Genomic DNA, 26,500 nt, shown 5'->3' with positions numbered 1-26,500 from the left:
GCAGGCGACAAAGACGGTCAACGCAATTCGGGACATGGCTCTCCCCCTCGTTCAGAACCCGGTCAGCACTGCGGCGATGGCCGGGTACCCCGTGAAGATCAGAAATCCGACGAACAGCCCTACCGTGGCGACGCTCATCCGCTCGGTGGCCGCCTGCGCCTCCGTTTCGATCGCGGCGAGCTGGTGGGTGCGGATCGAGTTCGCCTTGGCGATGAGCGACGCGCGTACCCGCGCCCCCTCGGTACCGGCCAGGGCGACGGAGGCGGCCAGCTCGGACAGTTCGCGGATGCCGTACTCCTCGCCGACCTGTCCGAGCGCCGACCAGGGCGTACGGCGGGCGGAGGTCGCCGCCACGAGCGTGCTGCGAATCCGGACGAACGCCCAGCCGCCGCCCTGTTCTGCGGCATCGGCCAGCGCGCCGTCCACGCCCCGCCCACCGGCCAGGGATACGACGACCAGATCCAGAAAGGCCGAAAGGGCGTGCCGGAACTCGGCGCGGCGCCTGGCGGCCTCCGACCGGAGTGCCAGATCGGGCACGAAGAATCCGAGTGCGCCGAGCAGCAGCATGCACCAGACCGGCACCTGCCAGGGCATCGGCACACCCGCCAGGGCCAGAACCGCGTACACGGCGGGACCGAGCAGCGCGAAGACCAAGGTCGCGACGCCCTTCTCGGCAAGGTGCCGGGCCATGCTCTTGCCGCAAACGGCCAGGTCGGTGGAGGCGGCCTGTGGCATGCCACGGGCGGTCAGCAGGCGCGTCCGGCTCTCGGGGAGGCTGTGGCGGAGCCGGGCCAGTTCCAGGGCCAGCGGCCGGCGGGACGGCCAGAGCCCGGAGACGATCAACATCACCCCGAGGCCGATCCCCGCTCCGAGCAGCAGCGACGCCGCCATCAGGTCTCCGCCCGGCTAAGGATGCGCGGCGGCTCGTGGATCCGGCCCAGCCGGTGGATGAGTACGAACGATCCGGCGAACGCCACGCCCACCAGAAGCAGTACCGCCTGACCGGTCGCGTTGTCGTAGGGGGCGAGGAAGTCGCGGTTGAGGAGTACCAGGCCGCCCGTCATGAGCATGGTGACCGCGATGACCGTACGTACCGACGAGCGGGTCCGTGCACGCGTGGCGGCGACCCGGAGCCGCATCACCGCGTGGGCGCGTGCCACCTCCGCGAGCCGTCCGAGCAGCTCGCCCAAATGTCCGGCCTGCCGGGTCGAGGCCATCACCAGTGTGGAACACACCAGGTCGGCGGTCGGATCGGCGAGTTCGTCGGCGAGCTGCTTCAACGCCTGGGCCAGCCGTTCACCGCGATCAACGCGCGCCGCGGCCTCGGTGACCTCCCGCCGGATGGCCTCAGGCACGATCGGGGCCGTACTCATGATCGCCTGGTGCAGCCCGGCGGACGCGGCGAGGGTGTCCCGCAGCATCTCCGCCCAGGTCGCCACCGCTTCGATCTTCTCGACGCGGCGGACATGCTCCCGGTCAGGGCCAAGCGCCTGCGGCAAGAACCATGCACCCAGCCCGCCCAGGAACGCCCCGACCGGCCATCGGGTAAGCGCCCCGACGAGTACGCCGGCCCCTGCGCAGGCCGCGAGCCTGACCAGCAGCTTCGGATGCAGTGTGGGCCTTGGCCGCGCTTCGATCGGATGGCCCTGGAAGCCAGAGACCATGAGCAGCGTGCCGAGTCCGAAACCCGCGCCGGCGAGTGCGGAGAGCATGGCCAGGGCGCTGATCACGACAGCAGCCACCCTTCGACGTCCAGTCCGGCGGCCTCCAGGTCGTCGAGCGTCTCGGTCCGGAGCGGGTTGGCGCGTACGGCACGCCGGTCGATTCCTGGGGCGTAGACCTCGTTGGAGATCACGTTGATGCCTTCGCAGCCCACGACCTCCCGGACACTGGAGATCGCCCGTATGCCGTCCCTGGTGACCGCCATGTACACGACGAAGTGCAGAGCCTCGGAGATCAGCAGGGCGCTCGCCTCGGCCGACAGGCGTTCGGGTGCCTGGGCGGCGAAGGAGGCCAGCCGGGAGAACGCGCCCTGGCTGGAACTCGCGTGCAGCGTGCACAGCGACCCGTCGTTGCCCTGGGTCATCGCGTTGAGCATCGGAATGCACTCATCGCCCTTGACCTCGCCGACGATGACGCGGCTCGGTGACATGCCGAGGGCGGTACGGACCAGGTCCGACAGCGTGACCGCGCCCAGGCCCTCGATGTTGGCCCGGCGGGCCTGAAGGGCCAGGACGTTGGCGTGCGTGGACCGGTCGCGGTCAAGGCCCAGCTCGAACTGCTCCTCCACCGTGATGATCCGCTCATGCCGGGGCACGGCGGAGGCCATCGCCCGCGCGAGGGTGGTCTTGCCGCTGCCGGTGGCCCCAACGATCACGATGTTCTTGCGGGCCGCGACCGCGGCGGACAGGAAGGCCTGCATGGGGCGGTCGAAGGTGCCGGTACGGCGGAGTTCGTCCAGCGTGGCGGTGGGAAAGCGGTGCCGGCGGATGGACACGGCGGGGTGCCGGGAGACCGCCATCGTGGCGACCAGCCGGGAGCCGTCGGGCAACTCCATCTCCAGGGTCGGCGACCCGGGATCGAAGCGGCGTTCGCCGACGCCGAGGAGGGCGGCGGCGGTGCGGACGAGCTCGGTCAGTTCCTCATCTGAGGAGGCCACGGGGCCGACCTCGCGCTCGGTGCCGTCGGCGTAGCGGACGTGGACATCGTCGTAGGCGTTGGCGTTGATGTTCTCGACCAGCGGATTGTCCAGGTACTGCTGGAAGCCGCCCAGCCCGAACAGCGCGTTGTCCACGGCCCGCGCGATCTGGGCTTCTCCGGTCGGATCGAGCGGTGTTCGCCCTGAATCGAGTGCCCGCCGGACGTGGGAGTCGAGCGCCTCGGTGATCAGCTCTTGCCCGAACTTCCGCCGCTCCTGCGGCGACATGGGCGCCCGCCCGATCTCCTCGTCTGCGCGGGCACGCTCGGCGATCCGGTCGGCGACCTCACCGCGGATCTTGCTGATGAGGTCATGCACGGGCCGGCTCCATCAAGGTCGCGGCGATCTCGGCGGCAGCGCGGGTCAGGCGGGTACGGTGTCGCCGTCCTTCCAGGAGCGCCCGCGCCGCCGGATCATGACGGACGTGGGCGGTGACCGGCAGGCCGAGGGCGGCCGTGATTTCTCCTGGCGGGTACGGTCCGCGTCCCATCAGGATCAGTTCGGCATCCGGTACGGCTTCCGCGAGCCCTTCGAGGTGGACGAGGTCCGGCATCCGAGGTCGTGTCAACACCAGAAGCCGGTCTGTTAGGGCGGCGAATTCTCTGGACGGGCCGGTGAGCCGCCCGAGGTCGGCCACGATCGGCATGTGCGCGGGCACCTCCTTGAGCACTTCGGGCAGGGCCGGGGCCAACGCACTCAGTACCGCGCTCGCGCGATCGGGCCGGGCGGGTGCGGCGATCACTGCGACACCGGCCGGCAGCATCTGAGCGTTGCGGCCGAGCACGTCCGCGCCACGGTTCCGCCGTACTTCAGCCGCCAAGGAGACGAGCCCGGGATCGGGCGGCAGCCGGAGAAGGCTCGTCAGGTCGCCGCCGGATGCGTCCAGTTCGAGGAGCGTCGCATGTGCGGCCAGGGCGAGCGCGTACGCGAGCGTCGTCACCCCTGGAGCGCCTGACATCGAGGCCACACCGATCACGGTCAAGGCGCCACCTGCATCAAGGTCGTCAGTCCCTGCGCGGCCGGAGCGGCGACCAGGCGCGCTTGGGCGTGCGAGAGCAGCAGTGTGACCACCGCGGGGTTCTGTGGCTCCGTGGGACGATCGATCTTGGTCACGACGGCGGTGACGGAGACGGGCGCCGTCCGCTGCGAGTCGGTTGCGTCGGAGACTGTGGAAACGGCGACGTGGTCCCCTGGACCGATGTCAGGTGGGTACTGGCCCGGCTTGACCGCGATGCCGATCAGCGCTTGGCCTGGGTGCGGATACGTGGGATTGCCGAGGTTGCCCTCAGTGAGAAGGGCACCGGCCACCATAGGGACCCGCAGCCGCCTTCCCACGACCTCCTGCACTCGATCGGCCTGGACGAACCGTACGCCCGGCCCCACGGTCACATTGACCGTGCTGAGGTCGTGCCGGCTCAGTGTGTGGCCGACCGGCAGGTCGGACTGAACGGCCAGCGTGGACGCGGTCACCTCGGCCCGCATGGTGAATGTGGTGGAAGCGAAGGCGCATCCCATCACCACAAGCCCGCCGAGCAGAACGCGTCCAGCGCCAGGGCGTGTGATGAACGGGAGCGGTTTGGGCTTCATTGGATTGAGCGCCGACTTGACCATGATTCCCCCGTTCAGGACGCCGTAATGATCGTTTGGCTCTCGGCCACGCGGAAGCTGGTGGTTGAGGCGGTGGTCAGCAGCGGCAGAGTGCCGCGCTCCCCAGCGGTGGACCAGGTGACCGCCCATGTGATCGTCGCGGTGACGCGATAGCGCCCTCCCGGAACCGTTGCGCTGGATTCCTGGTACGTATGACCGCAGGTCGGTGACGCCTGGCTGGGATCGTGACGGCCGGGCTGGAACCGTGTTCCGGGGCCGCGGCAGGTGACGGTGCGGCCGCCTCCCATGTCCCACGTGATGGTGGTCGGTGTCGCTGTCGCCGTCGCCGTGATACCGCCGGCATCGGCGGCTGCGCTGTGGGGCTGCCAGGTCGCAGGCGAGACCGACAGCCATATAGGGAGGCGTACGAGTTGGGGTACGTCCTGCTTGGGCGACGAGACGATCTTGGGCCGCGGAAGCTTCAGACGGTCGCGGGCCATCAGCGCCACCATCACTGGGGTGACCTGCTCATCCGCCGGGTCACGCTCGAGCGCACCGCCATCCCTGACCAGCAGTCCCGGCTGGCCGGGGCATTGGATCATCGACCACCGGCCACTGTCGAACGCCCCCGGCGGCGGCTCCGCAGGCACGGTGGTGCATCGCGGCTTCTCCGCTTGGGGGGCAGGGTGGGCACCGCTGTTTCCAGCAGGCAGGCCGTTCCACCAGCGCCGGGCTTCGGTGACACAACCTGGACCACCATTCCCACCGCATTGGATGAGAGCCGCGCCGCCACCGTCACCGTCAGCCGGCATCAGGCTGAATAGGGATGTGACAATGCCGCCAATAGCCAGTCGTTTCAGCACGTGCCCACCTCATCCAGGAGGTAGGAACTCACGTACCACGAGCCCTCACGACGAACGAGTTGCGCCGTGGCCTTGTGACGGCCCCCTACTCCAGCCTCTTTGGCTCGTTTGCCGCGTTTAGTGTGGAGGCCGAAGTGAGAGTCATCGACACAGTCAGCGATTGTTGCCGTACTCGCGGCGAATTCGGTCACATGTGGATGCAGTAGTGGCCTACCTTTGAGTATCTGCCCCTTTTGGCGTGCTACGTAAAGCCCATGCCGGAGGACCACTTCAGCGTCACCGGTGGCATGGTCGCCAAGAACAGAAGCCTCCCAGTCGGCGGTATGGCCCGCATCCTGAAAGTCCTGCCACATGCCGCGGTATGCAGTCAGAACAGCTTGCTTCGCCGCAGCCAGAGTGTCGGTCGGCGCGGGCGAGTGAGAGGTGTCTGGAGCTTCGGAGCGCGAACCGGACGACTGGCACGCAGTCAGTCCCGCGATCAGCAAAGCTGCAACCGGCCAGTAGAAGGCATGGCTCCGCCACATGACATGTCCTCGCCTTGAAACAGAGCGACTACTTGGAGTGGTCAGCGTAATACGGAAAGCCTCCAGAGCCAAAAGGAGTCTAGGGCTCGTGTAGATAAGTGGCTTTTGCCATACCGAAATGACATTTCTAGCCACCATCCGCCCTCTTGATTACAGTTCAGGCATCCTGACGTGATTCGTCGGGCTTGCATCTACGGACACGTGACGTAATTAAAGTTTACGTAGACCGCTGAACCATATGCCATGCGCGACGAGGTGCCCTTGTCGTGAAGCCGAGGACTGCGCGCCAACGGAGGCGGATTCGAGGGTTCGCGTGAGTGGCCGCCCGCTGAACGTGCGGTAGCCAGACGGTCGGACTTGGATGCCGCCATTGCCCGATCAACTTCACGACCCCCCGCTCTGTGGATGACGCGAACGTTCACAACCGAGACGGCACTCCGCCCCCGCTCCATGGAGCGGGAGCGGAGGCGAGCGGGCCTCCCGGCTCGGGTTTGGGACCACCCCCTGTGAGGTTGACCACAGCCGCAGCGCCACATCCAGTGTCCGTGACCTAAACGTGATCACGTACTCAGCCACCTGACTGGTTCGACAGTTACCTGTCGGCTGACCTGCCATGACCGCCGCGACGAGCGCCTCGATTTCGCCCGATTGCCTGCGGTCGGTGATCGATAAGTCACCTTGACCGTATTGACCGAACGCTGTTGCTGATCGATATTCCGGTTGATCGTTCATATTTCCACCATCTTGGCGGGCGACAGCCAGGCGGCGCGTCGCAGGTTTCATCGGCATCTGGAGGCTGCGGCGTGCTGTATTCACGCGTGCGTGTCTGGCTCATCGGTGTTCTTGTGACCACCGTCGCACTCGCTGGGATGATCGTGGTGAACACCATCCCGGACTTATCCGGCGGCGCCGGCTCGGAGAAGTCGGTGGATGGCCGTGAGATCGAGAAGGTCGCCGACACCATCGGCGCAGAAGACGTCCCGCCGCCGAACCAGGCCAAAGCGGCCCCGGTGTGGCCGAAGCCGGGGGCCGGGGAGGTGCCCGTTACCGAGCGACGGACGCCGGTGCCGGGTACGCCGGTCACCGTCACCCGGAACGGGCAGGGCGGGCAGAGCGCCCCGGCCAAGGTCCGGGTGCAAACCCTCGGCGCGGATATCGCCAAGCGGCTCGGCGGCATCGGGGTTGCGGTACGGCTTGCCCGCAGTGACGCTCAGACCGGGCCGGGCAAGGTGCGCTTGGGTCTGGATTACTCCGGATTTCGTGACGCGCTACCAGCCGGTGCGGCCTACCGATTGACCATGAAGGCGCTGCCCGCCTGTGCGCTCGACGCGAGCTGCAAGAAGGCCGACTACACCGGGCAAGCAGGCCGGGCCACGACCGTGACCGGGATACGCAACGACGTCGCCCACGGCCGTATCGAGGCGACCGTCGAAACGAACGAGTCGGTGTACGTACTGGACACCGCGGCGGCGGCCGAGGACCCCGGATCGGGTACCGGCAACTTCGCCGCGACCGACCTCAAGCCGGCAGGCACCTGGCAGGCGGGCGATTCCGGCGGCGGGTTCTCCTACTCCTACCCGATCACGGTGCCGCCGTCGGTGAACGGCGCCGGCCCGGAGCTGGCGTTGTCGTACTCATCCACGGCGATCGACGGCCTGACCAACTACACCAACAACCAGGCGTCGGTGGCCGGGATGGGCTGGGACGTGGGGGCCGGCTACATCGAGCAGCGCTTCCGGCCGTGTGCCGACGATGCCTTCGAGAGCCGCAAGGGCGATCAGCGGGACTGGAAGGACTTGTGCTGGGAGTCCCCGGATGAGAACGACGACGACCCGGCGACCACCGACTACACCACTTCCCACCTGGTGCTCTCCTTGGAGGGCAAGTCCACCACGATCGTCAAGGACAAGAGCACCGGCGGCTACAAGACCGCCGAGGACTTCGGCTGGAAGATCGAACGGCTGACCTCCAGCGTGACCCAGCAGCCGTTCTGGCTGGTCACCACGATGGAGGGGAACGCCTACCGGTTCGGTTACCGCCGCGATGCGATGTGGCAGACGCCGTACTTCGGCGACGACGCCGGGGAGCCGTGCCGGGACAAGTACCCCTCCGAGCGCTGCTACGCCCCCTGGCGGTGGAACCTGGACCAGGAGCTGGACACCAACGGCAACCTCGTGGACTACCGCTACCACCGCGAGGAGAACTGGTACTGCATGGTCCACGTCGCCCTGTGCAATCTCGGCCCGGGCGATCCGGCATCCCGGCGGCTGGCCTATGACCGGGGCGGTTACCTGCAGCAGGTGGAATACGGCCACAACAAGCAGATCACCGGGACCACCCCGATCGCGAAGGTCACCTTCAACACGGTGGACCGAGGCACCCCGCCCTCCTCAGGCATGCCGTGGGACGATGACACCCCCACCGACCTGGACTGCGCACCCCCGGCTCCAGGCGAGTTCGTCACCTGCGATGACCAGGGGCCGGCGTTCTTCACCTCCAAGCGACTGAACACCATCGTCACCTCCACCGCCAACGGCTCCGGCGGGTGGGACGAGGTGACGCGGCTGGAACTGGGTTACAAGTGGGTCTACACCCAGATCCTGGACCCGCTTCCGCCTGGAATGCCGGTGTTGTGGCTGGACACGATCCGCCCGGTCGGTCTGGCCGGCAGCGGCCCGGACATTCCGCTGCCGCCGGTGGACTTCGAGGCCACCTTGCTGGACAACCGGGCCGACTACAACGGCGAGAACAAGACCCGGCTGCGGTTCCCCCGCATCTCCGCCGTGTACAACGGGCTGGGCGGGCGCACCGATGTCTCCTACGGCCAGGCCAATCCCTGTCCTGTCCCCTCCGGCTACCCCAGCTCAGGCTGGGACACCAATGCTCGCGACTGCTACATGTCCACGCTGGGGACCTACTACGACGAGGGCGGCATCGCCCGCACCTCCCGCGCGGTGTACCTGAAATGGCTGACCACCCAGGTCATCGACAAAGACCTGGTCGGCGGCTCACCGGACGTCGTCACCCGCTACCAGTACGTGGGCACCCCTGCCTGGGCGAAGCCGTTCAACTACCTCGAAACAGAAACCACTCACGGGACGTTCTGCGACCTGCCCCCCGACCAGATCTGCAAGCGGCTGAACGAGGACTGGGACGATTTCCGCGGGTACGGCACGGTACGCACCATCACCGGCAGCGGTGATGACCCCGACGACTACAGCGTCACCAGCTCGACGTACTTCCGCGGCATGTACGACGACCCGCGCGCCGACGGCACCCTCAAGCACGCCACGGTGACCGACTTCGACGGCAACGCCTTCAACGACCTGCGCGTCCTGGCCGGCCGGACCCTTCAGGAACAGACCCTCCGCGCGACCACCATGACCACCAACGCCCCGGCCGCCGCCCAGCCCGCTCCCATCGCGGCACCGGCGGCCGGCGGGCCGATCGCCAAGGTCGCCGCCGCCGTGGCCGCCCCCGCCCGCCACCTGCTGGGCGCCCTGACCGAAGCCAGCAGAGGTGCCCTGGCCTGCACCTATCCGGCCTGGGTCGACTTCGCGTTCTACGCCAAGGGCGCGCGAGTCACGTGGAAGGACCACCATTGGGAGGCGACCACCTCCACCATCATCGAGCCCGGCCGCGACGGCACCTGGAAAGACCTCGGCCTCTGCTCCGGCGGCAGCACCCCCACCCCGACCATCACCCCCACGCCGACCGTCACCCCGACCATCCCACCCGGCAACGGCCCCGGCCCCAGCGGTTTCGAAGAGGTCAGCTCCACCCGGTACGAGTACGTCCGCACCTCCACTGGCACCGGCCCGGGCATCCACGACCCGCTGCGGATCAGCACCAGCCGCGAGGTCACCCGTGAGGAGGTCTCGACCGGCTGGCGCTACACCGACCAGCGCACCAGCTACGACTCCTACGGCCTGCCGACCAAGGTCAACGACTACGGCGACACCTCCACGGCTGCCGACAACACCTGCCAGACGACCACCTACGCCCGTAACACCGCCAAATGGGTCATCAATGTTCCGGCAGGCGAAGAGCGCCGTGCCGGCGACGACTGCGCTTCGGGTGAACTCCTGGGCAAGACCCTCATCTTGTACGACGGTGCCACCGATCCCGCGTCCAACACCCCGACCCGGGGCAACCCCACCCAGAGCCGTGCCTACGGCAGCGCCTCGGTCTACAGCACGACCAAAGCCGCGTTCGACGGATACGGCCGTCCCACGTCAGCGACCGATCCGCTGGGCAAGGTGACCACGACCGCCTACAACCCCGCCACCGGCTGGCCGACGGGTGGCATCACCGTCACCAATCCCCTCGGCCACACCAGCACATCGTGGCCGTCGGCGGCGCACGGTCAGGCGAGCGGTATTCGCGACGCCAACAACAAAGACATCCAGGTCGATTACGACGCCGCCGGCCGGACCACGCAGTTGTGGACACCGGTACAGCCGCGCAGCGGAGGCACGCCGGCCGCGAAGGTCAGCTATTCGATCCCCTTTGACGGCTCGCTGGGGCAGCCGACCACATCAGTACGCACGGCGACGAGCACCGTGCAGTCGGGGAGCGGCACCGGTGCCGTCTGGTTAACCCAGTACAACTACCTGGATGGTCAGGGGCGGCCCCGCGAACAGCAGTCCGCTTCCCCTGCCGGTGGGCGCATGGTGAGCGTCACCACCTACAACGGGCGAGGTCAGGAAGACGCGGTCTCCGAAGCCGCGCACAACACCCAGGCGCCTGGGGCGGGCCTGCTCAACCCCGCTCTGGCCGACCTACCACGATGGTCTCGCACCGTGTACGACGGCGTGGGACGGCCCACGGCGAGCATCGCCTACACCGGCTCGCGCGAATTGCGTCGTACCGCGACCCGTTACTTCGGCGACCGGCACGAGGTACAGCCACCCGCCGGCGGCAAGAGCGTCTACCACACTGACGCCATCGACCAGGTCATAAAGATCGAAGAATGGGCGAACGCGGCCACCCACCACGACACCACCTACGGCTATGACCGTAATGGCAAGCTGACCTCGATGACGGACGCCAATGGAAACGTCCGCACCTTCCGCTACGACCTGCTCGGACGGCGCACCCACAGCCACGACCCCGATGCCGGAGACTCCGAGCAGCACTACGACGAGGGCGGACGTATGGCTTGGTCCGTGGACGGCAACGGAACCAAGGTCTCCTACCGCTACGATGACATCGGCCGCCCCCGCAGCCAGTGGGCCGGCGAACCGGACACCGGCACCAAGCTCACCGAGTGGACCTACGACACGCTGGCCAAGGGCGAACTGACCTCCGCCACCCGCTTCGCCGATGGACGCGCCTACATTGACAAGGTCACCGGGTATGACCCGATGGGCCGCCCCACCGGATCAACGCTGGTCATTCCGGCCGGAGAAGGGGCGCTGGCCGGGGAGTACACGTTCACCGCCGCTTACAACACCGCCGGCGACGTCGAGCGGGTCGGTATGCCCGCCGCGGGTGGACTGCCCGCCGAGACCGTCACCTCCACGTTCACCGCACTCGGACTGGCCAAGGGCCTCACCTCCGATCTCGGCGGCGGATACACCTACGTCAAGGACACCACCTACACGGCGACCGCCCGGATGAGCGAGCGCTTGTACGGTGAGCGCGGGCAGGTCAAACGCGGCCTGCAGTGGAACGAAGAAACCGGCTGGCTGAGCCGGGTGACGACCACCGCCAGAGCGGACACCACCACACCTCGCACCGCACAAGACGACCGGCTGACCTACGACATCTCCGGCGAGATCACCCGAATCCTGGACGCGGCCTCCGCCGTTCCCGGTGTGACCGAGGGCCAGGCGGAGTGCTTCACCTACGATGGCCGTCATCAACTCTCGGCAGCATGGACCACTACCGCGTCCTCATGCGCCGGCGGCGCTGATCAGCAGGGCGTCGACCCATATGACCAACGCTTCACCTATGACCCGGTCGGCAATCTGGCGAGCAAGACCGACGCAGGTCAGGCCGCCACCTACCGCTACCCGACGCCCGGCCCCGATGCCACCCGCCCCAACGCGGTCACCTCCATCGAACGGCCTGGCGGCACCGACACCTACACCTATGACGACGCGGGCCAACTGACCTCGCGCACCCAGGACGGCAAGACCGGCACCTTCCAGTGGAACGAGCTCGGCGAGCTGGCCAAGGCCACCATCGACGGCCAGGACACCTCGATGGTCTACGACGCCGACGGCGAACGACTGATCCGCCGAACCCCGGACGGAAAGACCACGCTGTACCTGGGGTCGATGGAACTTGAACTGTCCGGCGGACAGGTCACTGGCAAGCGCTACTACACCACCTCCGACGACGCCACGGTCGCCATGCGCTCGACCGGCGGAGGCGTCACCTGGCTGGCCGCCGGCCTGCACGGCAGCCAGCAAATCGGCATCGACGAGACCACCGGGACGGTGAGCCGGGAACGCTACCTGCCCTACGGCCAACGCCGTGGCATCGATGACCTCCCGTTCACCGACCGAGGCTTCCTCGGGAAGATCGAGGACGAGTCCACCGGCCTGGACTATCTGTCGGCACGCTACTACGACCCGTCCATCGGCAAGTTCGTCTCCACCGATCCACTTCTGGAGATCAGCACCCCGTCCTGGGCTAACCCCTACAGCTATGCGGGCAACAACCCCATCGGCCTGTCCGATCCAGGCGGGCTGTCCCCCTGCAACAGCCGGGACTCCGATTACAAGACCTGTTTGCAAGACCAGTGCGCCAAGAAACACGGCAGGGTCAAGTGCGCCGAAAAGAACCTGAGTCAGGTGAAAAAGCGGCGAGACATCTACTGGGATTCGTTCATGGACGCCCTGTTCGAGCTGGGCAAACTCGCCGCCGATGAACTGGGCATCACCGATGGCATCAAGTGTTTTGCCAAGAAGGATCTCGCGGCTTGCGGCGAAACGGCGCGGAACATTCTGGGGAGCCTGGCGGGTGGCATCGCCGGCAAGCTAGTGGCCAAGTACGGCCTGCCCTGGAAATGGAAAAAGCTCGCCAACGTGGTGGCCAAGGTCGGACACCTTATCGACAAGGCTTACCAAGGATACAAATCTTGGGCTAAAGCAGGCGATGAGCTCAAAGCCGCGCAGAATGCCCTAACGGCTGCGAAGAAATCCTGTAAGAACAGCTTCGCGGCCGGCACCAAGGTGCTGATGGCCGATGGCACACACAAACCCATCGAGCAAGTCAAGATCGGCGACAAGGTTCTCGCAACCGACCCGGAAACCGGGAAGACACATGCCAAGCCGGTTACCGCCGTCATCACTGGAGCCGGGACCAAGCACCTCGTTCAGATCACCGTAGACACCGATGGTGACACCGGAGAAGCAGTAGGCGTCATCATCACAACCGAAGATCATCCCTTCTGGCTGCCTGACATGCACATCTGGGCCGACGCCGGCAGCCTCAAGCCCGGGGCTTTACTGCAGGCCGCAATCGGACGCCCGCTTCAGGTGAGCGCGTTGAAAGCCTGGAGCGCCCCCCTTCAGGTATACAATCTGACGGTCGCCGACGCGCACACCTACTACGTTTCTGCGGGTCGGGCGGACGTCCTCGTCCACAATTGCCCGCCGGACGCGGTTCCCGACAAGAAGATCGGCGCCAACGGAGTTCTCAACAAGAGCAAGCGATGGACCCTTAATCACGTCGAGGACGGCATGAGCCTGGATGTAGAGAATCCAGCGGATCGTGACGGGCAAATTCACCTCCAGTTCAGGGGAGGTGGAAAATATCAATATGACTTCGCGACCGGCCAGTTCAAGGGCATCTCAAAGGCGCTGGCCAGAAAGCTGAAGAACAGCCAAGAATTCAAGAAGGCGCTACGGAAGGCGCTCGACTTTTTGGGGATGTGATAGTGAATGCTAGCGAACAGGCGGATGAGGGAGCTGTGGAGCGCAGTTGAGCGGGAACCGCCTCGAAATGCTGTTCTGCCAGGCCGAATCGCACATATAATTGACTTGGGGTGGGAGCGTAGCCATCTCGACTCGCTTGTCCTCACACACTTCGCGAGAGTGCATGCACCCGCCCCCCAAGAAGGGCACGATGCGACCGACTACGAACTGTTCATGAACAGTATTTATGTCGATGATCCTGATCAGTGCGGCCCGATCATGCCCGGCTTGATGGGACTGTCCGACCGGGCATGGCAAGAGAAGATCGCACCACTCGCAGTCGCCACTACTTGCCATATGCTGAGAAGTGCCGCCGATCACCTCAAGGAGGAGACCATGATCGGCGCGCTGACGATCGATAATTGTGAAGATGGCGCCAAGTTGCGATTGATGATCGACAGGAGCATGCTCCCCTATTTCTCCATGGCCGACGTGGAAGGGTCGGATACGGCTTATTTGATGATCGATCAGAGTGAAGCTATTAAGCTACTGCAGCGGAGTTAGCACAAGACCGGCGCAGAAACGGTTTCGCCTATGCTGTGCAGGTCAGCACTTAATGCCATCCTCAGCCAACCCCTCGTCGTGGCGCCGCGCGGACATCGGGGCGGTGACCCGCACGGCAACGCCCGCTCGCCCGCCCAGGTGCTCTCGGACATCTCCAGAGGCGGCGAGGCAGGCGGCATACGCCTGCTCGAACGCACGACCATCGACCTCATCTTCGACGAACAGAGCGATGGGATGGACCTCGTCCTCGGCATGCCCTTGCGCCGGGGCATCGGCTACGCGCTGTCGAAGCGTGCGGCCGTGCCCTGGATCCCCGACGAACGGATCTACTTCTGGGGCGGCTGGGGCGGATCGGTGATCATCATGGACGTCGGGAGACGGATGACGATCTCCTACGTGATGAACAAGATGGCCTCCAGCATCATCGGCTCCGACCGCAGTGCGCGCTATACACGGGCCATCTACCAGGCCTTCGGGTAGCCACGGCGCACTCGCTCACCACGGGCCACGTGGATTCCAATGACAGCGTGTCTGGCGCACGTGCCTTTCGAGGCCGAGGGATCATCCGAATAGCTGGAAGCCAACTCCGGGCGGTGAGCGGCACACCGTGACCCATCACGGGCGCGGTGTGGAGTCCGGCCGGGACGCAGCACTGACCGCCCGGCAGCCGGCATCGCCGACCCCCTGGCCGAGAACCAGACGAGGGCGGCGGCCTCGGTTCATGGCTACACCGCCGCCGTGATCGGCGCCTTCGCCATCCTGCTCGCCACCGCCCGCCTCACCGCCCTCTGATCATTACCAAACCATCCCAAATGGAGTCGAATGCCGATGCCGACACGCTCGGCATCACCCAAGGGTAAGGATGCATTTGCCGTTTTCTACGGCAGGACCTGCGTGAACGGCTCTCGACAGAGGTGGCGGCATCGTATTGCCTCCGAAGTGGAAACGGGAAACGCCGGAACCGGTCTTGTCCGTCCGGCAGCGGGTGGCGCACTCTTGCGAGTACCGGCCCTCGGCTGCCCGGATGTGCAGCGAGGGAGGTCCATGTGGTCCAGCAGCCGATCCCCTTTGGAGCGGAACTGCGCCGGCGGCGCCTTGGCGCCGGATTGTCGCTCACGGAACTGTCCAGGCTCGTGCACTACAGCAAGGGCCACTTGAGCAAGGTCGAACGAGGGTTGAAAGCGCCCAGCACAGAGCTGGCGCGTCTTTGTGACGCCAAGCTCGGTGCCGAGGGCGCGCTGACCGCACTGGTCGGCCGGCGGCCGTCTCGCAGCGGGAGCGGCGGAGCGGGATGGGGATTCGGTGATGAGGAGGTGTGGCTGATGCGATTGTCCAAGGACGGGCAGAGCCGGTTCCACCCGGTGAACCGGCGGCAGGTCATGGTGGCGGGAGCCGTGTCGATGGCGGGCATGGGCATTGGCATACCGGCCACGGCTTCTGTACCGGTACTCGGGTCTGCGTCCGAGCCCGATGACACGACGCTGCTCGGGATGTCCCGAGCGCTGTTCGACCAGTACCGCCGGATGGGCCAGGTGGCCGGCCCTGGCCTGCTGCTTCCGGCCCTCATCGCGCAGACCCATGCTTTGCAGGAGATGTCCTCGCGTATGGGGGAGAATCAGCGGCCGGCTTTGTTGCGCCTCGCATCGCGGTACGCCGAGTACGTCGGCTGGCTGGCGCAGGAAAGTGGGAACGAACCGGCGGCTCTGTGGTGGACCCAGCGGGCGGTCGAACTCGCCGAGGCGGGCGGCGACCGGCAGTTGGCCGCGTACGGGCTGGTCCGCAGGGCGCTGGTGACGTTGTACCAGGAGGACGCGGAGCAGACCATCGACCTGGCCAGGAAGGCACAGGAGGGCGACATCTCCGCACGGATTCGCGGTCTCGCGGCCCAGCGGGAGGCGCAGGGGCATGCGCTGGCCGGAGATCACAGTGCCTGCATGCGCAGCCTGGACCGGGCCCGCGCCCTCATGGCCGAGTCCGCGACTGAGTCCGATGGCCCTGTGATCGGTACGACCCACCTGCCGGACCCGGTTGGCATGATCAGCGGCTGGTGTCTCCATGACCTGGGGCGCCCGGCGGAGGCCGCCGAGGTCATAGCGGCGCAATTGGCGCAGGTCCCGTCGTACGCGCTACGCACCAGGGTTCGGTACGGCGTGCGTCACGCGCTCGCGTACGCCGCGGCAGGTGAGATCGACCACGCCTGCCACCTCACCGGCCGGCTGCTCAATGGCGCTGCCACAGTCACTTCCGCCACCATCACCACGGACCTGCGCAAGCTCGCCCGCGCGCTGGCCCGCCACCCCAGGAATGCGGCGGTCCGCGAGCTGTCGCCCGCGCTCGGAGCGGCGATGCGGGACGCCGACCTATGAAGATCGGGAAGGGAGAGCACATGTCACACGAGGTGTTCGTCAACTACCGGACCGGCAACGGAGAAAAGATCGCTGCCCTCATCCACGAGAACCTGGCCAACCGCTTCGGCGACGAGCACATCTTCCGCGCGTCCACGTCCATCGAGCCCGGAACGCACTACCCCGACGCGTTGCTGCGGGCGGTACGGCGGTGCGAGGTGCTGCTGGCCGTCATGGGCGGGGACTGGTCCACCAGGACCGAACTGCACGACGAGAACGACTGGGTGCGCAGGGAGATCCTGGAGGCGTTCGACTGCGGGATCGAGGTGATACCGATCCTCGACGGGCGCAGAACCGAACGACTGAAGGCCACCGACCTGCCGCAGGAGCTGGCCCGGCTGGCCGACGTCCAGTCCATCCGGCTCGACCTGCACCAGAAGGAGACAGGACTGGCATACATCGGGAATGAGCTCGCCCGGAAGATCCCCTCGTTGCGTGCGGCGGACCGTACGGCCGTACCGCCACCGCCGCCGGAGGGCAACGGTGGTGTGCACAACTCGGTGAACGAGGCGCACGGCACAGTGGTGCAGAGCGGCCAGATCAGCGGTGACGTGGGGAACGTCTTCAAGGGCACACACCATGGAGCGCTCCACACCGGAAAAGGCGACATGAATTTCAACTCGCCGAACATCTCCGGGCCCGGCGCGACGTTCATCGCGGGCGACAACCGAGGCGGTATCCGGCAGAACTTCGGCAGTGTTCCCCCGCCTGAGAACGACCGCAAGAACGAGGACGGCAGTTGAGCGACTACCTGTTCTCACAGATTTCGGAGGTCCACGGGCTCGTTCACACGGGCCCTGGAAACCTCAATGTGACGTTCAATGGCGACCGGCCGTGGAGCCCGCTGGCGCATGCGGCCGAAGACCTGGCCCGGCACGCCCGGAGCTTCGTCCACCCGAGAGGCTTCGGCGACGCCCGCCGGATTCTGGAGACCTACCGGACCGTCCTGCTCGACGGTCCGCCCGGCAGCGGCCGGAACGCCGCAGCACGAGTCCTCCTATATGAGCTGTCCTCGGGCAACGAACGGTTTCACGAACTGCTCTGGGATGACGATCCCCAGAGGCCGCGCTTGGACCCAGGACACATCGGTGATGACGACCGGGTGTGGCTGGATCTGTCGCAGGTCGAGGAGTGGGTCTGGCGGGACGTGCAGAGAGTGCTGCCCACTGTTCGCAATGCGGTCATCGACCGTGGGGCGTATCTCGCGGTCGTGCTGCCGAACAACCGGATCGAACCGGTACTGCCGGACTTCGCGCCCTTCCACACCAAGATCTCCAGGCCTCCGGAGACGGAGGTGCTGCGCCGCCACCTCCGACTGAACGGCATCCCGGACGCCCACAGCGCCCCGGCACCCCCAGAGCTTGCCGAGTACCTGGACGGGGAACCGCCGCTCGGTGAGGTCGCGGCCTTGGCGCAGTTCACCGCGGAGGCGATGAACATCTCCCCGCGAGGCGACCTCTCGGGCTGGCTGGCCACAGCGCTAGAGGCCGTCACCAGACAGGACGACGTGGTAGCCGGGAACATCGCGGAGTTACCGGATGGACGGCGGCGCGCACTGCTGCTCGCCACGGCCATGCTGCACGGCTCACACGCCGAGATCGTGGACCAAGCCGCAGGCAGGTTGCTCGCGGCCGTGAAGTTCCCCAACGAGCCGAGCAGGCCACTGGAGGGGGAAGACCTTTTCCGGATGTTCAAGGCCGTCAATGCGAGGCTCGACGACAGCGGCCACGTGCGGTTCGAGCGCCTCGGATACGACACGGCGGTCCGCATCCACTTCTGGAACCACATGCCGGGCTATCGGGCCCAGATCCAGGCATGGGTGGTCGCGCTGGCCGACTCCCCCGCCCTTGAACCAGACGAACGCGCCGGCCTGGTCGATCGATTCGCTGATCTGTGCATCAACGAGAGGCATTGGTCGACGCTCGCGGACGCGGTGTTCCGCTGGACGACGGAGCCGACCAACGAGCGCAGGGTGGCGGCTGCCGACCGAGCACTGCGGCGCGCGGTGGTGGCGCAGAATCATGGCAGGCTCTTCCGCCAGCAGATTCGCATGTGGGCCATGGACGAGAGGCTGTCGGAACGGCTGGCAGAAGTGATCGTCAAAGTCTGTGCCGAAGTCGTGGTCATCAACCATCCGGACGAGGCGATGGTACGGCTGCATCACCGGGCACGGCGGGAGCGGCGATCCACCGCCGCCAGGGAGGCGCTGATCCGGCTCGTCACGGAGGATCTGCGGCTGCGTCGCCAACTGCTCGCCCGGCTGACCCGTGTTCCCGATGGTGGCAGAGCATGGGACATCGATCCTGACATCTACCTGGAGATCGCCGATCCGGAGGCGTTCACCAGGCCCGGGCCTCGGCATCGGCCGCTCATCGCGGAGGCGGAGGTCAGGACCATGCTGACGGACGGCTGGCGACGTACGCTGACCGAGGTGGACGACGCACGGTGGCGGCCACGCGTCGCGGAGTGGTTCGCCCTGGCGCGTGCGGATGAGCGTCATCGGGAAGCGCTCGCCGGCACACCTATCGAGGCGGTGGGCGAGCGGGGCGACATTCTGGGCCGTCTCTACGCCACCGCCCGTGACCTGCCCTGCGCGGCACCCGGCGACCAGGAACGGCAGGACGCCTTTGTGGAGTTCGTTCTGCGCCGGATAACCGACGCCCAGGGGCTGCAGACCGCTTGAGCCTGAACGGAGAGGAGAAGGGCAATGAGTTCGGGCCGCCACACGGTCGTGATCTACCTTGTCGTCGTCGGGGTCGTCGTCCTGGTGGGCACGGCCCTGTTCGCTCCCTGGCCGTGGTGGGTGTCGCTGGTCGTCACCGTGGCGTTCGTGGGCACGGTCATTGCCGTGACCAGGGACACAGGCCCTCGGCCTGTCCGTTTTCCTTCACAGGAGCCACCACAGTTCCAGGTTCCCACGCCGCCGCCGGTGGAGCGGGGGGAGGAACGCATCGTCAATGTGCCACTGCCGAGCGCGGAGGACGACTACATGTTCCTGTTCTCCGCGACCGTGGTGTGGGCGGCGCTCGGACCGCCGAAAGGCGAGAGCATGGTCAACCCGGGTGCGCTGGCGATCGATGCCGTGTTGAAGCGCGCTCAGGAGATCACCCAGCGGCGCGAACCTGGTCGGGCGTCGCTCGTTCAGCATGAGTTGGGCGGAGCTCTCGGCACGATGGAGCCGGACGCAACGGGGCGTCTGCGTGCGATGGCGCAGGCCATCGATGTCATGCTCAGCGGCCCCGACCAAGAACGGTTGGATCGGCTCTCAACGGCGCGCAAGGACCGGGCCGTCTGGGAGCATGCAAGGCTGAGCGAGCAGAGCAAGCGGCAGTACCTTGGCGAGGATGTGCTGAAGGATGCCGGCAGCGCGGTGGTCTGGTGGCTCGCCAGAAACGACGATCAGGTGGAGAAGACCGTCCACGACATCGACATGCTCACTCGGCTCTCATACGCGGCCAACAACAAGTCACTCCCTGAGGATTCGGAGCATCCAGGGTCCGGATCGGAATCGCCCAACGGATCAGCGGGGCCGTTCCTCCCATTCGAGGATTTCACGCCGACTTCGTGGGCGAACGGCGCATCCGCTGCCGACTGCTTCGCGGCCTTCCTACATAAGATGAACTTCACGGAAGGCGATCCGCAGAGCGCCCTGCTCATCCGCCAGATCGCCTCGCACATCGGCAAACATGGGCATCCGGAAGTGGCCGAAGAACTGCTGCAACGGTTCGACCCCCCGCCCATGCCGCCGCCCCCCTCCGATCCGCCCGACGCCGATTCTCCGGACCCGCCGCCGACAACCGACCAGGAGTGACGGTGCCCGGCCGAGGACCAGTGGTCCTTGTGTCGTTAACCCGCTTGTCGTTGATTTCGCGCGGCTGGTTTCTCTCCACGAACTCGCTGGCCAGGCGCACTTGCGCGCATGACCGCCCTCTTCGGTTGCGGCCGAACCGCTCCTCGCGGCCCGGCCGCATCGACTCTCATCACCATTGTCCACGATGCGAAGATCGCCGTCGCGCTCATATCAATATGTACGGCTCACGAGGAAAAGTAGATGGTCGCCGAATTTCATCAACGGCACCTCCACAGCCGCCATAAAGGCGACTTATTATTCAACTGCCTTTATCGCACTCCTCGTCTTGTTAACTACGCACCTACACGGCTCGGTGAGATCGCTAATCTCTTTGAACTTCTGCCCCTCGCGGAGGACATCGCAGAACCGATTGATAATGCGTAGTGAAGACACCTCCCCCGAGATACCCACGGCTGTGGCGGCTGCTGTGCTGGCGGCTTCGGGATCTTTGAGGGCGAGGTAGGCGCGGCTGAGGCCGAGGTGGTCGAAGATCTTGCTGCGTAGTCGTTCTGTGGGGCGTGATGCTGCGGCGCGGGACAGGAGTTCCGCTGAGGCGGCGGCGTGCTCGGGGCGGTGGGTGGTGTGGGAGAGGAAGAGATAGACCTCGCCTAGGGTGCTGTGCAGTTCTGTTTCGTCCAGGTGGGATGTGAAGCTTTCTTCGTGGTCGGATGGGCAGCTTTCGGTGAAGGTCTCAAGGGAACGGTTGATGGCCTGTAGGGCAGGTCTTTCGCGGCCGAGCATGGCGTTGAAGCGGGCTTCCAGCGCATAGAGCCCGGAGCGGATGCGTGGGGTGGCGGTCTCGCGGGAGCCGTACGTTGCGAGGGTGATGAATTCCAGGGCCGGGGCTGGTTGGCCGAGGTATCCGTAGACGCGGGCGAGGCACTGGAGGAGATGGGCGGCGAGGTTACGGTCGCCGCTTTCCTTGGCGGCCTGGGTGGCGAGTACGAGGTATCGGATGGCCTCATCGGAGGCGCCGGTGTCGTGGCTCATCCAGCCGGCTACTCCGCAGAGGTCGGCGAGGGCCGCCATTAGCGCCCGCCCGACGGGTTCGGAGTAGGTGCCGTGATGGGCGCGGCTGTTTGCCCAGGCCACTTGGCCGATCACTGCGGTGCGCAGGAGTCCGCCGCCGTAGGCGTTGTCGAGTTTCTTGAAGATGTCGGTGGTCGCTTGGATCTTCTCGACGTCGTTCATGCCGATGGAGCGGGCCGCTTCGACGGCGTTCGGCAAGGGGGACGGGGTTGCGTGTGCCCAGGTTTGGAGGTGCTGGAGGAGGGCGTCGGGTGTGACGTTGTACTCCATGCCCTCGTTTGATGCGGCGCCCTGGCGGAGCAGGTCCAGTCGGGTGATGTGGGCAAGGGTCTTCGTCGTGGACTCTGTGCCCCAGGTGAGCTGATCGGCAGGCTGGCGGCAGATGCCGAGATCGGCTGGGGTGACCCGGCTGCCGGTGCGTTCGGAGAAGATCTGGGCGAGGAGGTCCGGTACCGGATCCCGGGGTACTTCGCCGTCTACCAGCCAGCGTCGGACGCGGCTGCCGTCCGGGCAGACGTTGACGTGGCCTGCGGCGCGTGCCAGGCGGGTGATCTCTGTGGCCAGGCCCTGCTTGGAATAGCCCGATAGGTCAAACCAGTGTTGCAGGGCGCGGTTCGGCTGGGTGGCGCGGCGGTCATCGGGCATCGTGGTCCGCCTCCACGAGGGTCAGTTGACGGGGAATGGGCGGTGTGGCCGCCATGGGGAGGGCGAACGCGACCGCCTTTCCCAGGGTCGTGCTGGTGCAGAGTCTCGTGCGGTAGGCGTAGCAGCGGCCGTTGGAGAGCCGGTGGGCGATGAGGAGTCCTCGGCTGGCCTCGGGGATGAGGGGGATGTCCAGCGTCGGGAGCGTGTCGCGTGCCGTGGCGCGCAGGTTTGCCAGGAGTGTCGGTACGTCGCCGAGGTTGGGGTCGCTGTCGACGATCTCGCACCAGAGGGGCTTCTGCACGACGGTGCCGATGCGAATCTCCAGAGGGCCGCGGCCGTGCAGCTCGGCGTTAGTGGCGAGTTCGGCGACGACGAGTTCGGCGTCGGCGATCTGGTCGTCCGCGACGGCGGCTTGGGTGAGGGTCTCCCGCAGGAGGTGGCGGGCGCGGTGGGCGGCGTCGCCCTTCGGCAACGTACGCACGATGACCTTGGAGCAAGGGACAACGCTCGCCGCCGTCGTGTACCAGGACTGCCACCACGGGGTGGATGTCCCAGGGGCGATGTCGCGCGTTGGGCGGGGGAGGTTGATCATGTGCCTGACCTGCGCATTCGGGAGAACAGGAGGTGTGCTCCTGCTCAGCTAAGTCCGCGTGGCGAGGCCGGGGAAGCGATCAGATCGGGTGCACTTTCCGGTAGGGGGTGCACAAAGGGTGCACTCGGCCGCCGCTATACCCGTAAGCGCTATACATCTGGCGCGATTAAGTGGTTACTCTCAGTCAAGGCCCTTGGTGCGTTGAATGTGGCTGTTTCCTGAGCGAGGGGCGGACGATGTCGAGCAACCCCAACGACGATCTTGCTGCCGCCATGGAAGAGGCCGGGATCTCCAACAAGGCTCTGGCCAGAGAAATCCGCCGGCTCGGTGAAGAGCGTGGTTTGTCCGCCTCTTGCACACATGTCGATGTGGCGCGATGGTTGTCTGGGATGCGGCCTCGTGGGGCCAAACCTGAGCTGATCGCCTCCGTTCTCGGACAGCGCCTCGGACGGCCGATAACCCTCTCCGAGATCGGGATGGACTCTCGGAAGGGGCCACCCTTGACTCTCGGACTCACCTTCTCCGGCCAGCAGGCCGCCACGGTGCGGACCACCCGCATTCTTTGCGACGAGGATTTGCGACGTGCGGATTTTCTCAGGCATGGCACGGTTTCGGCCGCGATGCTCATCCCAGCGATGGCGCGCTGGCTGGTGGCGCCGTTGTCTGAGCCGCTCAACCGTACCGGGCGTACCTTGAAGGTCAGCCGCCACGATGTAGAGGCCGTGCGAGCTACGGCCCGCGTGTTCGAGGATCTCGATCACAAGTATGGCGGGGGCCACGCCCGGCGTGCGGCCGTGCAGTACCTGCACAGCGAGGTCGCGCCCCTGCTCCACGGCAACTACACCGACCAGATAAGGCGCGAACTGTTCGCGGTGACTGCGCGCTTCACGTACAAGACGGCGGCTATGGCCTACGACATCGGCCTGCACGGGCTGGCCCGCCGGTACTTCGTGCAGGCGCTGGACCTCGCTCACGCGTCGGGGGATCGGGCGCTCGGTGGCAAAGTGCTGGCCGTGATGAGCAATCAGGCCAATTTCCTCGGGGAGTACGGCGAGGCCGTGGATCTCGCTCGCGCCGCGAAACTGGGTGCCAAAGGCCATACCACACCGACTGTGTATGCCATGTACTGCGTGACAGAGGCGCGCGGGCTCGCCAGTCTCGGCGACCGGCGGGCGTGTTTGAGGGCGCTTCGGGAGGCGGAAGGCGCGTTCGCGAAGGCGGGGACGGTGGAGGAGCCGGAATGGATCGGCTACTTCGATGAGGCGGAGTTCCATGATGAGTTCGGGCACTGTTTCGCCGCTTTGCGGCAGAGCAGCGATGCGACCCGGCATGCGCTCATGGCGCTCGAATCCTCCAGCGACGCCTATCCGCGGAGCCGGACCTTCTGCCGCATGACCATGGCGGGCGCGTACCTCGCGACCCAGCGTCCGTCGCAGCGGGATGTGGAGCAGGCCTGTGCCGTGGCGTCGCAGGCGCTCGCGTTGGTGGATCGGCTGAAGTCGCATCGGGTGCGTGAGTACGTTCGTACGTTCGACCGCAGGCTCGACTCGTATGCCACGCTGGCGCCGGTGGTCGCCTTTCGCGCACAACTGCGTGAAGTGGCGCTATGTGCCGGGTGACCAGTGGCGCGGCAGTGCGGGGTCCCGCAGGGTGGCGATGCGGTGGAGCGCTTCGGGGATGAGGCGGGGTTCGCGGCCGGTACGGGAGGCCAGCCAGGTGGTCATGCGGAGTTCGCGGATCTGTGCGAGAACCGGGAAGCCGCTCCATTCGGTCACGTCCAGGCCGTAGGCGTGGGCGAAGGCGGCGTAGGTCGCGTCGTCGTACCAGCCCACCCGGCGGTAGACGGCGGGCACGGTGAGGTCCCATTCGGGGTGCCCAGTGCTGAAGCGCTCCAGGTCCAGCAGCATGACCTGGCCGTCGGCGGCGCGGACGATGTTCTTGCGGTGGGCGTCACCGTGGATCACGCCGGGCGGCAGCGCGAAGTTCAGGGAGGCGTGGGCGTTCTGTAGTTCGGTGAGCCGGGTTGTGAGGAATGCACGTGCTGTCGGGTTGATCCCGGTGGCTTCGTCGATGTGTGAATGCTGGCGGGCGAAAGGGTCGTAGGGCGTCAGTAGCCCGTCGTCCGGGCATGGGAGTGCGTGCAGCCGCTTCAGTAGGGTGCCCATCTCGGCGGTGGACGCCTGCTGTGGTTTGGGAATCTCCTCCCAGAATGTCACCACCCGGCCGCGGTGGATCACCGGCTGATCTCCGCACGCGGCCACGCGTACGGCGGGGAAGTCCTGCTTCGCCAGCCAGGCCGCCACTCCGAGTTCACGCCGTACGCTGGGCAGCGCGTCGGTACTCCAGGCGATCCGCGCGACGATTCCTTCGAGCGGCAGCCTCCATACGGCGTTGTCGCCGACGGGGCCGAGGAGTTCGGCTCCGCGCGCATCGAGCCCGGCATCCGCGCAGACCTGCTGGAGGACGTCGAGTGCGATGTCCGCGGTGAAGGACGTTTCGCTGTCCATGATCACCCCGCTGCCGGCTCGGTCACCTGCTTGCGAGCATAACCGGGGGGAAGGTCAGCGCCGCCAGGCCATGATCGGTGAATCTGCCGGAAGTGGGGCCGGGCGCAGGCCGTACCGGGACGCCAGCTCGGTGAACTGGGCGAGGGTGAGCTGCCGGTGGAAACCCTTGCCGGTCACGCCGCGCGGTACGGCGAGGTTCTCGCACACCAGCACCTGCGTGGTTCGCATCAGCGGGCCGATCGCTGCGTCGATGTCGGGCAGGTGGTCGAGGGTGTCGATGATCCACACGGCGTCGAAGGGCGGCAGGGTGCGGACATGATCGGGGTCCACCACTGTGATCGGGTGGCGTGACCTGTGGCGGAGGAAGGCTGTGGACGGGGAGTCGTAATCGCATCCGGTGACCTGGAATCCGGCGTCAAGGAGGGGCAGGGTGTCGTTGCCGATGCCGCAGCCGAAGTCCAGGACGGTCCGTACGCCGAGTTCATGCAGTAGTGGGATTCCGGCGGCGCAGTAGTCCGGGCGGTGGCCGCTGGCCTGCCAGATCGCCAGGTTGTAGAGGTAGGCGGTGCTGTGGCGGAAGAAGTCGGCGATGTCCGCCCCCGGTGGTCTGGCACGCCATTCGCGGGCCAGTACTTCGGAGGAGTCGAGGTAGGGGGTGAACGACGCGCCTAAGAAGGCTCGCAGCTCGGCGTAGAGGAGGGTGGTGGCGGCGATGTCCCATCGATAGCGGTTCCATGCGCGGCGGCAAGAGGCGCAGCCACGTAGGTGGTCGCGGGTGGTGTCGCAGCCCTCGCACAGGTAGGTGGGGAATCGGGTACGGGCGTGGGTGCATTCTGTGGGATTCAGCCGCACCAGCGGGTCACCTCGTCCAATGCCCTGCCTGGTGGTGTGGTCCGCCGGTCCAGGATATGGAAGCGGACCTGGTCCTCCGCAGCGAGGCAGGTGAAGAGGTGGTCGGCAAGGTGGTGCAGCCGCAGTTCCTCATAATTGTGGGGGCGGCCGTCGCGGGCCTCGGCTCGGGCGAGCGCGGCCGGTACGTCATCCGTGATCAGCAGGACGCGATCGGGTAAGGGGCGCCAGGCGGCGGCGAGTTCGATGAGCATTCGCGCATGGGTCAGCGCCAGATTTGGATCGTCGGGGTGGCGGAGTACGGCCTGGTAGACCGCTACGGCATGGACGCTGCGGCCTTCCAGTACGTCATGGCCACGGTGTAAGTGGGGCAGGGCCGTTTCGTAGGCGTGCATCTGGACGGCGAGCAGCAGTAGCGTCTCGCTCTGCGGAAGGCCGCTACGGAGGAAGCGGTCGCCGGTCGCTGCGAGTTCGGTCACGATGCGGCTGCCGAGGTCGGGCCGTCCCAGGCGCTGTGAA

General features: G+C 66.5%; 19 protein-coding genes. 8 read left to right on the top strand and 11 right to left on the bottom strand.

What is annotated here, in order from left to right:
- Nucleotides 1-51: 51 nt before the first annotated feature.
- The 6 genes from DP939_RS22295 to DP939_RS22270 are packed head-to-tail and all read right to left on the bottom strand — an operon-like array spanning nucleotide 52 to nucleotide 5,148.
- A complete protein-coding gene (locus DP939_RS22295) occupies nucleotides 52-891 on the bottom strand; it encodes a type II secretion system F family protein (protein ID WP_113982695.1) in 840 nt (279 codons plus the stop codon).
- The gene (locus DP939_RS22290; protein WP_113982694.1) at nucleotides 891-1,742 is read right to left on the bottom strand and encodes a type II secretion system F family protein; all 852 of its coding nucleotides are present in this window, start codon (nucleotides 1,740-1,742) and stop codon (nucleotides 891-893) included. Before DP939_RS22290 ends, DP939_RS22295 begins: the two co-directional genes overlap by 1 nt.
- A complete protein-coding gene (locus DP939_RS22285) occupies nucleotides 1,727-3,016 on the bottom strand; it encodes a CpaF family protein (protein ID WP_199565330.1) in 1,290 nt (429 codons plus the stop codon). Before DP939_RS22285 ends, DP939_RS22290 begins: the two co-directional genes overlap by 16 nt.
- Nucleotides 3,009-3,638, bottom strand: a complete 630-nt coding sequence (locus tag DP939_RS22280; RefSeq protein WP_113982693.1) for a hypothetical protein — start codon at nucleotides 3,636-3,638, stop codon at nucleotides 3,009-3,011. The genes DP939_RS22285 and DP939_RS22280 overlap by 8 nt, the downstream gene beginning before the upstream one ends.
- Nucleotides 3,639-3,676: 38 nt before the next feature.
- On the bottom strand, nucleotides 3,677-4,309 hold the full coding sequence (locus DP939_RS22275; protein WP_147268080.1) for an SAF domain-containing protein: 633 nt from the start codon (nucleotides 4,307-4,309) through the stop codon (nucleotides 3,677-3,679).
- Between the two features lie 11 nt (nucleotides 4,310-4,320).
- The gene (locus DP939_RS22270; protein WP_147268079.1) at nucleotides 4,321-5,148 is read right to left on the bottom strand and encodes a hypothetical protein; all 828 of its coding nucleotides are present in this window, start codon (nucleotides 5,146-5,148) and stop codon (nucleotides 4,321-4,323) included.
- 1,225 nt (nucleotides 5,149-6,373) lie between these two features.
- On the opposite strand from DP939_RS22270, the gene DP939_RS22265 reads away from it, so the two are divergent.
- The 7 genes from DP939_RS22265 to DP939_RS22235 all read left to right on the top strand — a co-directional run bounded on the left by DP939_RS22265 (nucleotide 6,374) and on the right by DP939_RS22235 (nucleotide 20,320).
- Nucleotides 6,374-13,561, top strand: a complete 7,188-nt coding sequence (locus DP939_RS22265) for a polymorphic toxin-type HINT domain-containing protein (RefSeq protein ID WP_147268078.1) — start codon at nucleotides 6,374-6,376, stop codon at nucleotides 13,559-13,561.
- A gap of 159 nt (nucleotides 13,562-13,720) precedes the next feature.
- A complete protein-coding gene (locus DP939_RS45490) occupies nucleotides 13,721-14,104 on the top strand; it encodes a hypothetical protein (protein ID WP_147268077.1) in 384 nt (127 codons plus the stop codon).
- Between the two features lie 78 nt (nucleotides 14,105-14,182).
- Nucleotides 14,183-14,584 carry a serine hydrolase gene (locus DP939_RS22255; RefSeq protein ID WP_199565329.1) on the top strand — a complete coding sequence of 134 codons (402 nt, stop codon included), beginning with the start codon at nucleotides 14,183-14,185 and terminating at the stop codon, nucleotides 14,582-14,584.
- Between the two features lie 566 nt (nucleotides 14,585-15,150).
- Entirely contained in the window at nucleotides 15,151-16,470 is a 1,320-nt protein-coding gene (locus DP939_RS22250) for a helix-turn-helix domain-containing protein (protein ID WP_113982688.1), read from the top strand.
- A 20-nt stretch (nucleotides 16,471-16,490) separates the two neighbouring features.
- Nucleotides 16,491-17,252, top strand: coding sequence for a toll/interleukin-1 receptor domain-containing protein (locus DP939_RS22245; protein ID WP_113982742.1), 762 nt, complete (start codon nucleotides 16,491-16,493; stop codon nucleotides 17,250-17,252).
- Nucleotides 17,249-19,192 (top strand): hypothetical protein, encoded by a 1,944-nt coding sequence (locus DP939_RS22240; protein WP_113982687.1) that lies wholly within the window; start codon nucleotides 17,249-17,251, stop codon nucleotides 19,190-19,192. The genes DP939_RS22245 and DP939_RS22240 overlap by 4 nt, the downstream gene beginning before the upstream one ends.
- 24 nt (nucleotides 19,193-19,216) lie before the next feature.
- Nucleotides 19,217-20,320, top strand: coding sequence for a hypothetical protein (locus DP939_RS22235; RefSeq protein ID WP_113982686.1), 1,104 nt, complete (start codon nucleotides 19,217-19,219; stop codon nucleotides 20,318-20,320).
- A gap of 294 nt (nucleotides 20,321-20,614) precedes the next feature.
- Here DP939_RS22235 and DP939_RS22230 read toward each other — a convergent pair whose 3' ends face one another.
- Nucleotides 20,615-22,033: a transcriptional regulator gene (locus DP939_RS22230; RefSeq protein WP_113982685.1), complete on the bottom strand. Its 1,419-nt coding sequence runs from the start codon at nucleotides 22,031-22,033 to the stop codon at nucleotides 20,615-20,617.
- A complete protein-coding gene (locus tag DP939_RS22225; protein WP_113982684.1) occupies nucleotides 22,023-22,514 on the bottom strand; it encodes an ATP-binding protein in 492 nt (163 codons plus the stop codon). The genes DP939_RS22230 and DP939_RS22225 overlap by 11 nt, the downstream gene beginning before the upstream one ends.
- 347 nt (nucleotides 22,515-22,861) lie before the next feature.
- Here DP939_RS22225 and DP939_RS22220 point away from each other — a divergent pair, with 347 nt between their 5' ends.
- Entirely contained in the window at nucleotides 22,862-24,244 is a 1,383-nt protein-coding gene (locus tag DP939_RS22220; RefSeq protein WP_147268076.1) for a transcriptional regulator, read from the top strand.
- On the opposite strand, the gene DP939_RS22215 is transcribed toward DP939_RS22220, so the two are convergent.
- From DP939_RS22215 to DP939_RS22205, 3 genes are read right to left on the bottom strand one after another with little or no spacing between them, the layout of a single operon-like run.
- Complete coding sequence (locus tag DP939_RS22215) at nucleotides 24,230-25,132, bottom strand: phosphotransferase enzyme family protein (RefSeq protein ID WP_147268075.1); 903 nt, start codon at nucleotides 25,130-25,132, stop codon at nucleotides 24,230-24,232. The genes DP939_RS22220 and DP939_RS22215 overlap by 15 nt on opposite strands.
- Nucleotides 25,133-25,186: 54 nt before the next feature.
- Nucleotides 25,187-25,984, bottom strand: coding sequence for a class I SAM-dependent methyltransferase (locus tag DP939_RS22210; protein WP_158578652.1), 798 nt, complete (start codon nucleotides 25,982-25,984; stop codon nucleotides 25,187-25,189).
- Entirely contained in the window at nucleotides 25,975-26,460 is a 486-nt protein-coding gene (locus tag DP939_RS22205) for a hypothetical protein (protein WP_318656305.1), read from the bottom strand. The genes DP939_RS22210 and DP939_RS22205 overlap by 10 nt, the downstream gene beginning before the upstream one ends.
- Between the last annotated feature and the right edge of the window lie 40 nt (nucleotides 26,461-26,500).

This window comes from Spongiactinospora rosea, assembly GCF_003315795.1.
Taxonomy (GTDB): Bacteria; Actinomycetota; Actinomycetes; order Streptosporangiales; family Streptosporangiaceae; genus Spongiactinospora; species Spongiactinospora rosea.
This window is presented reverse-complemented; position numbering and strand designations above follow the sequence as displayed.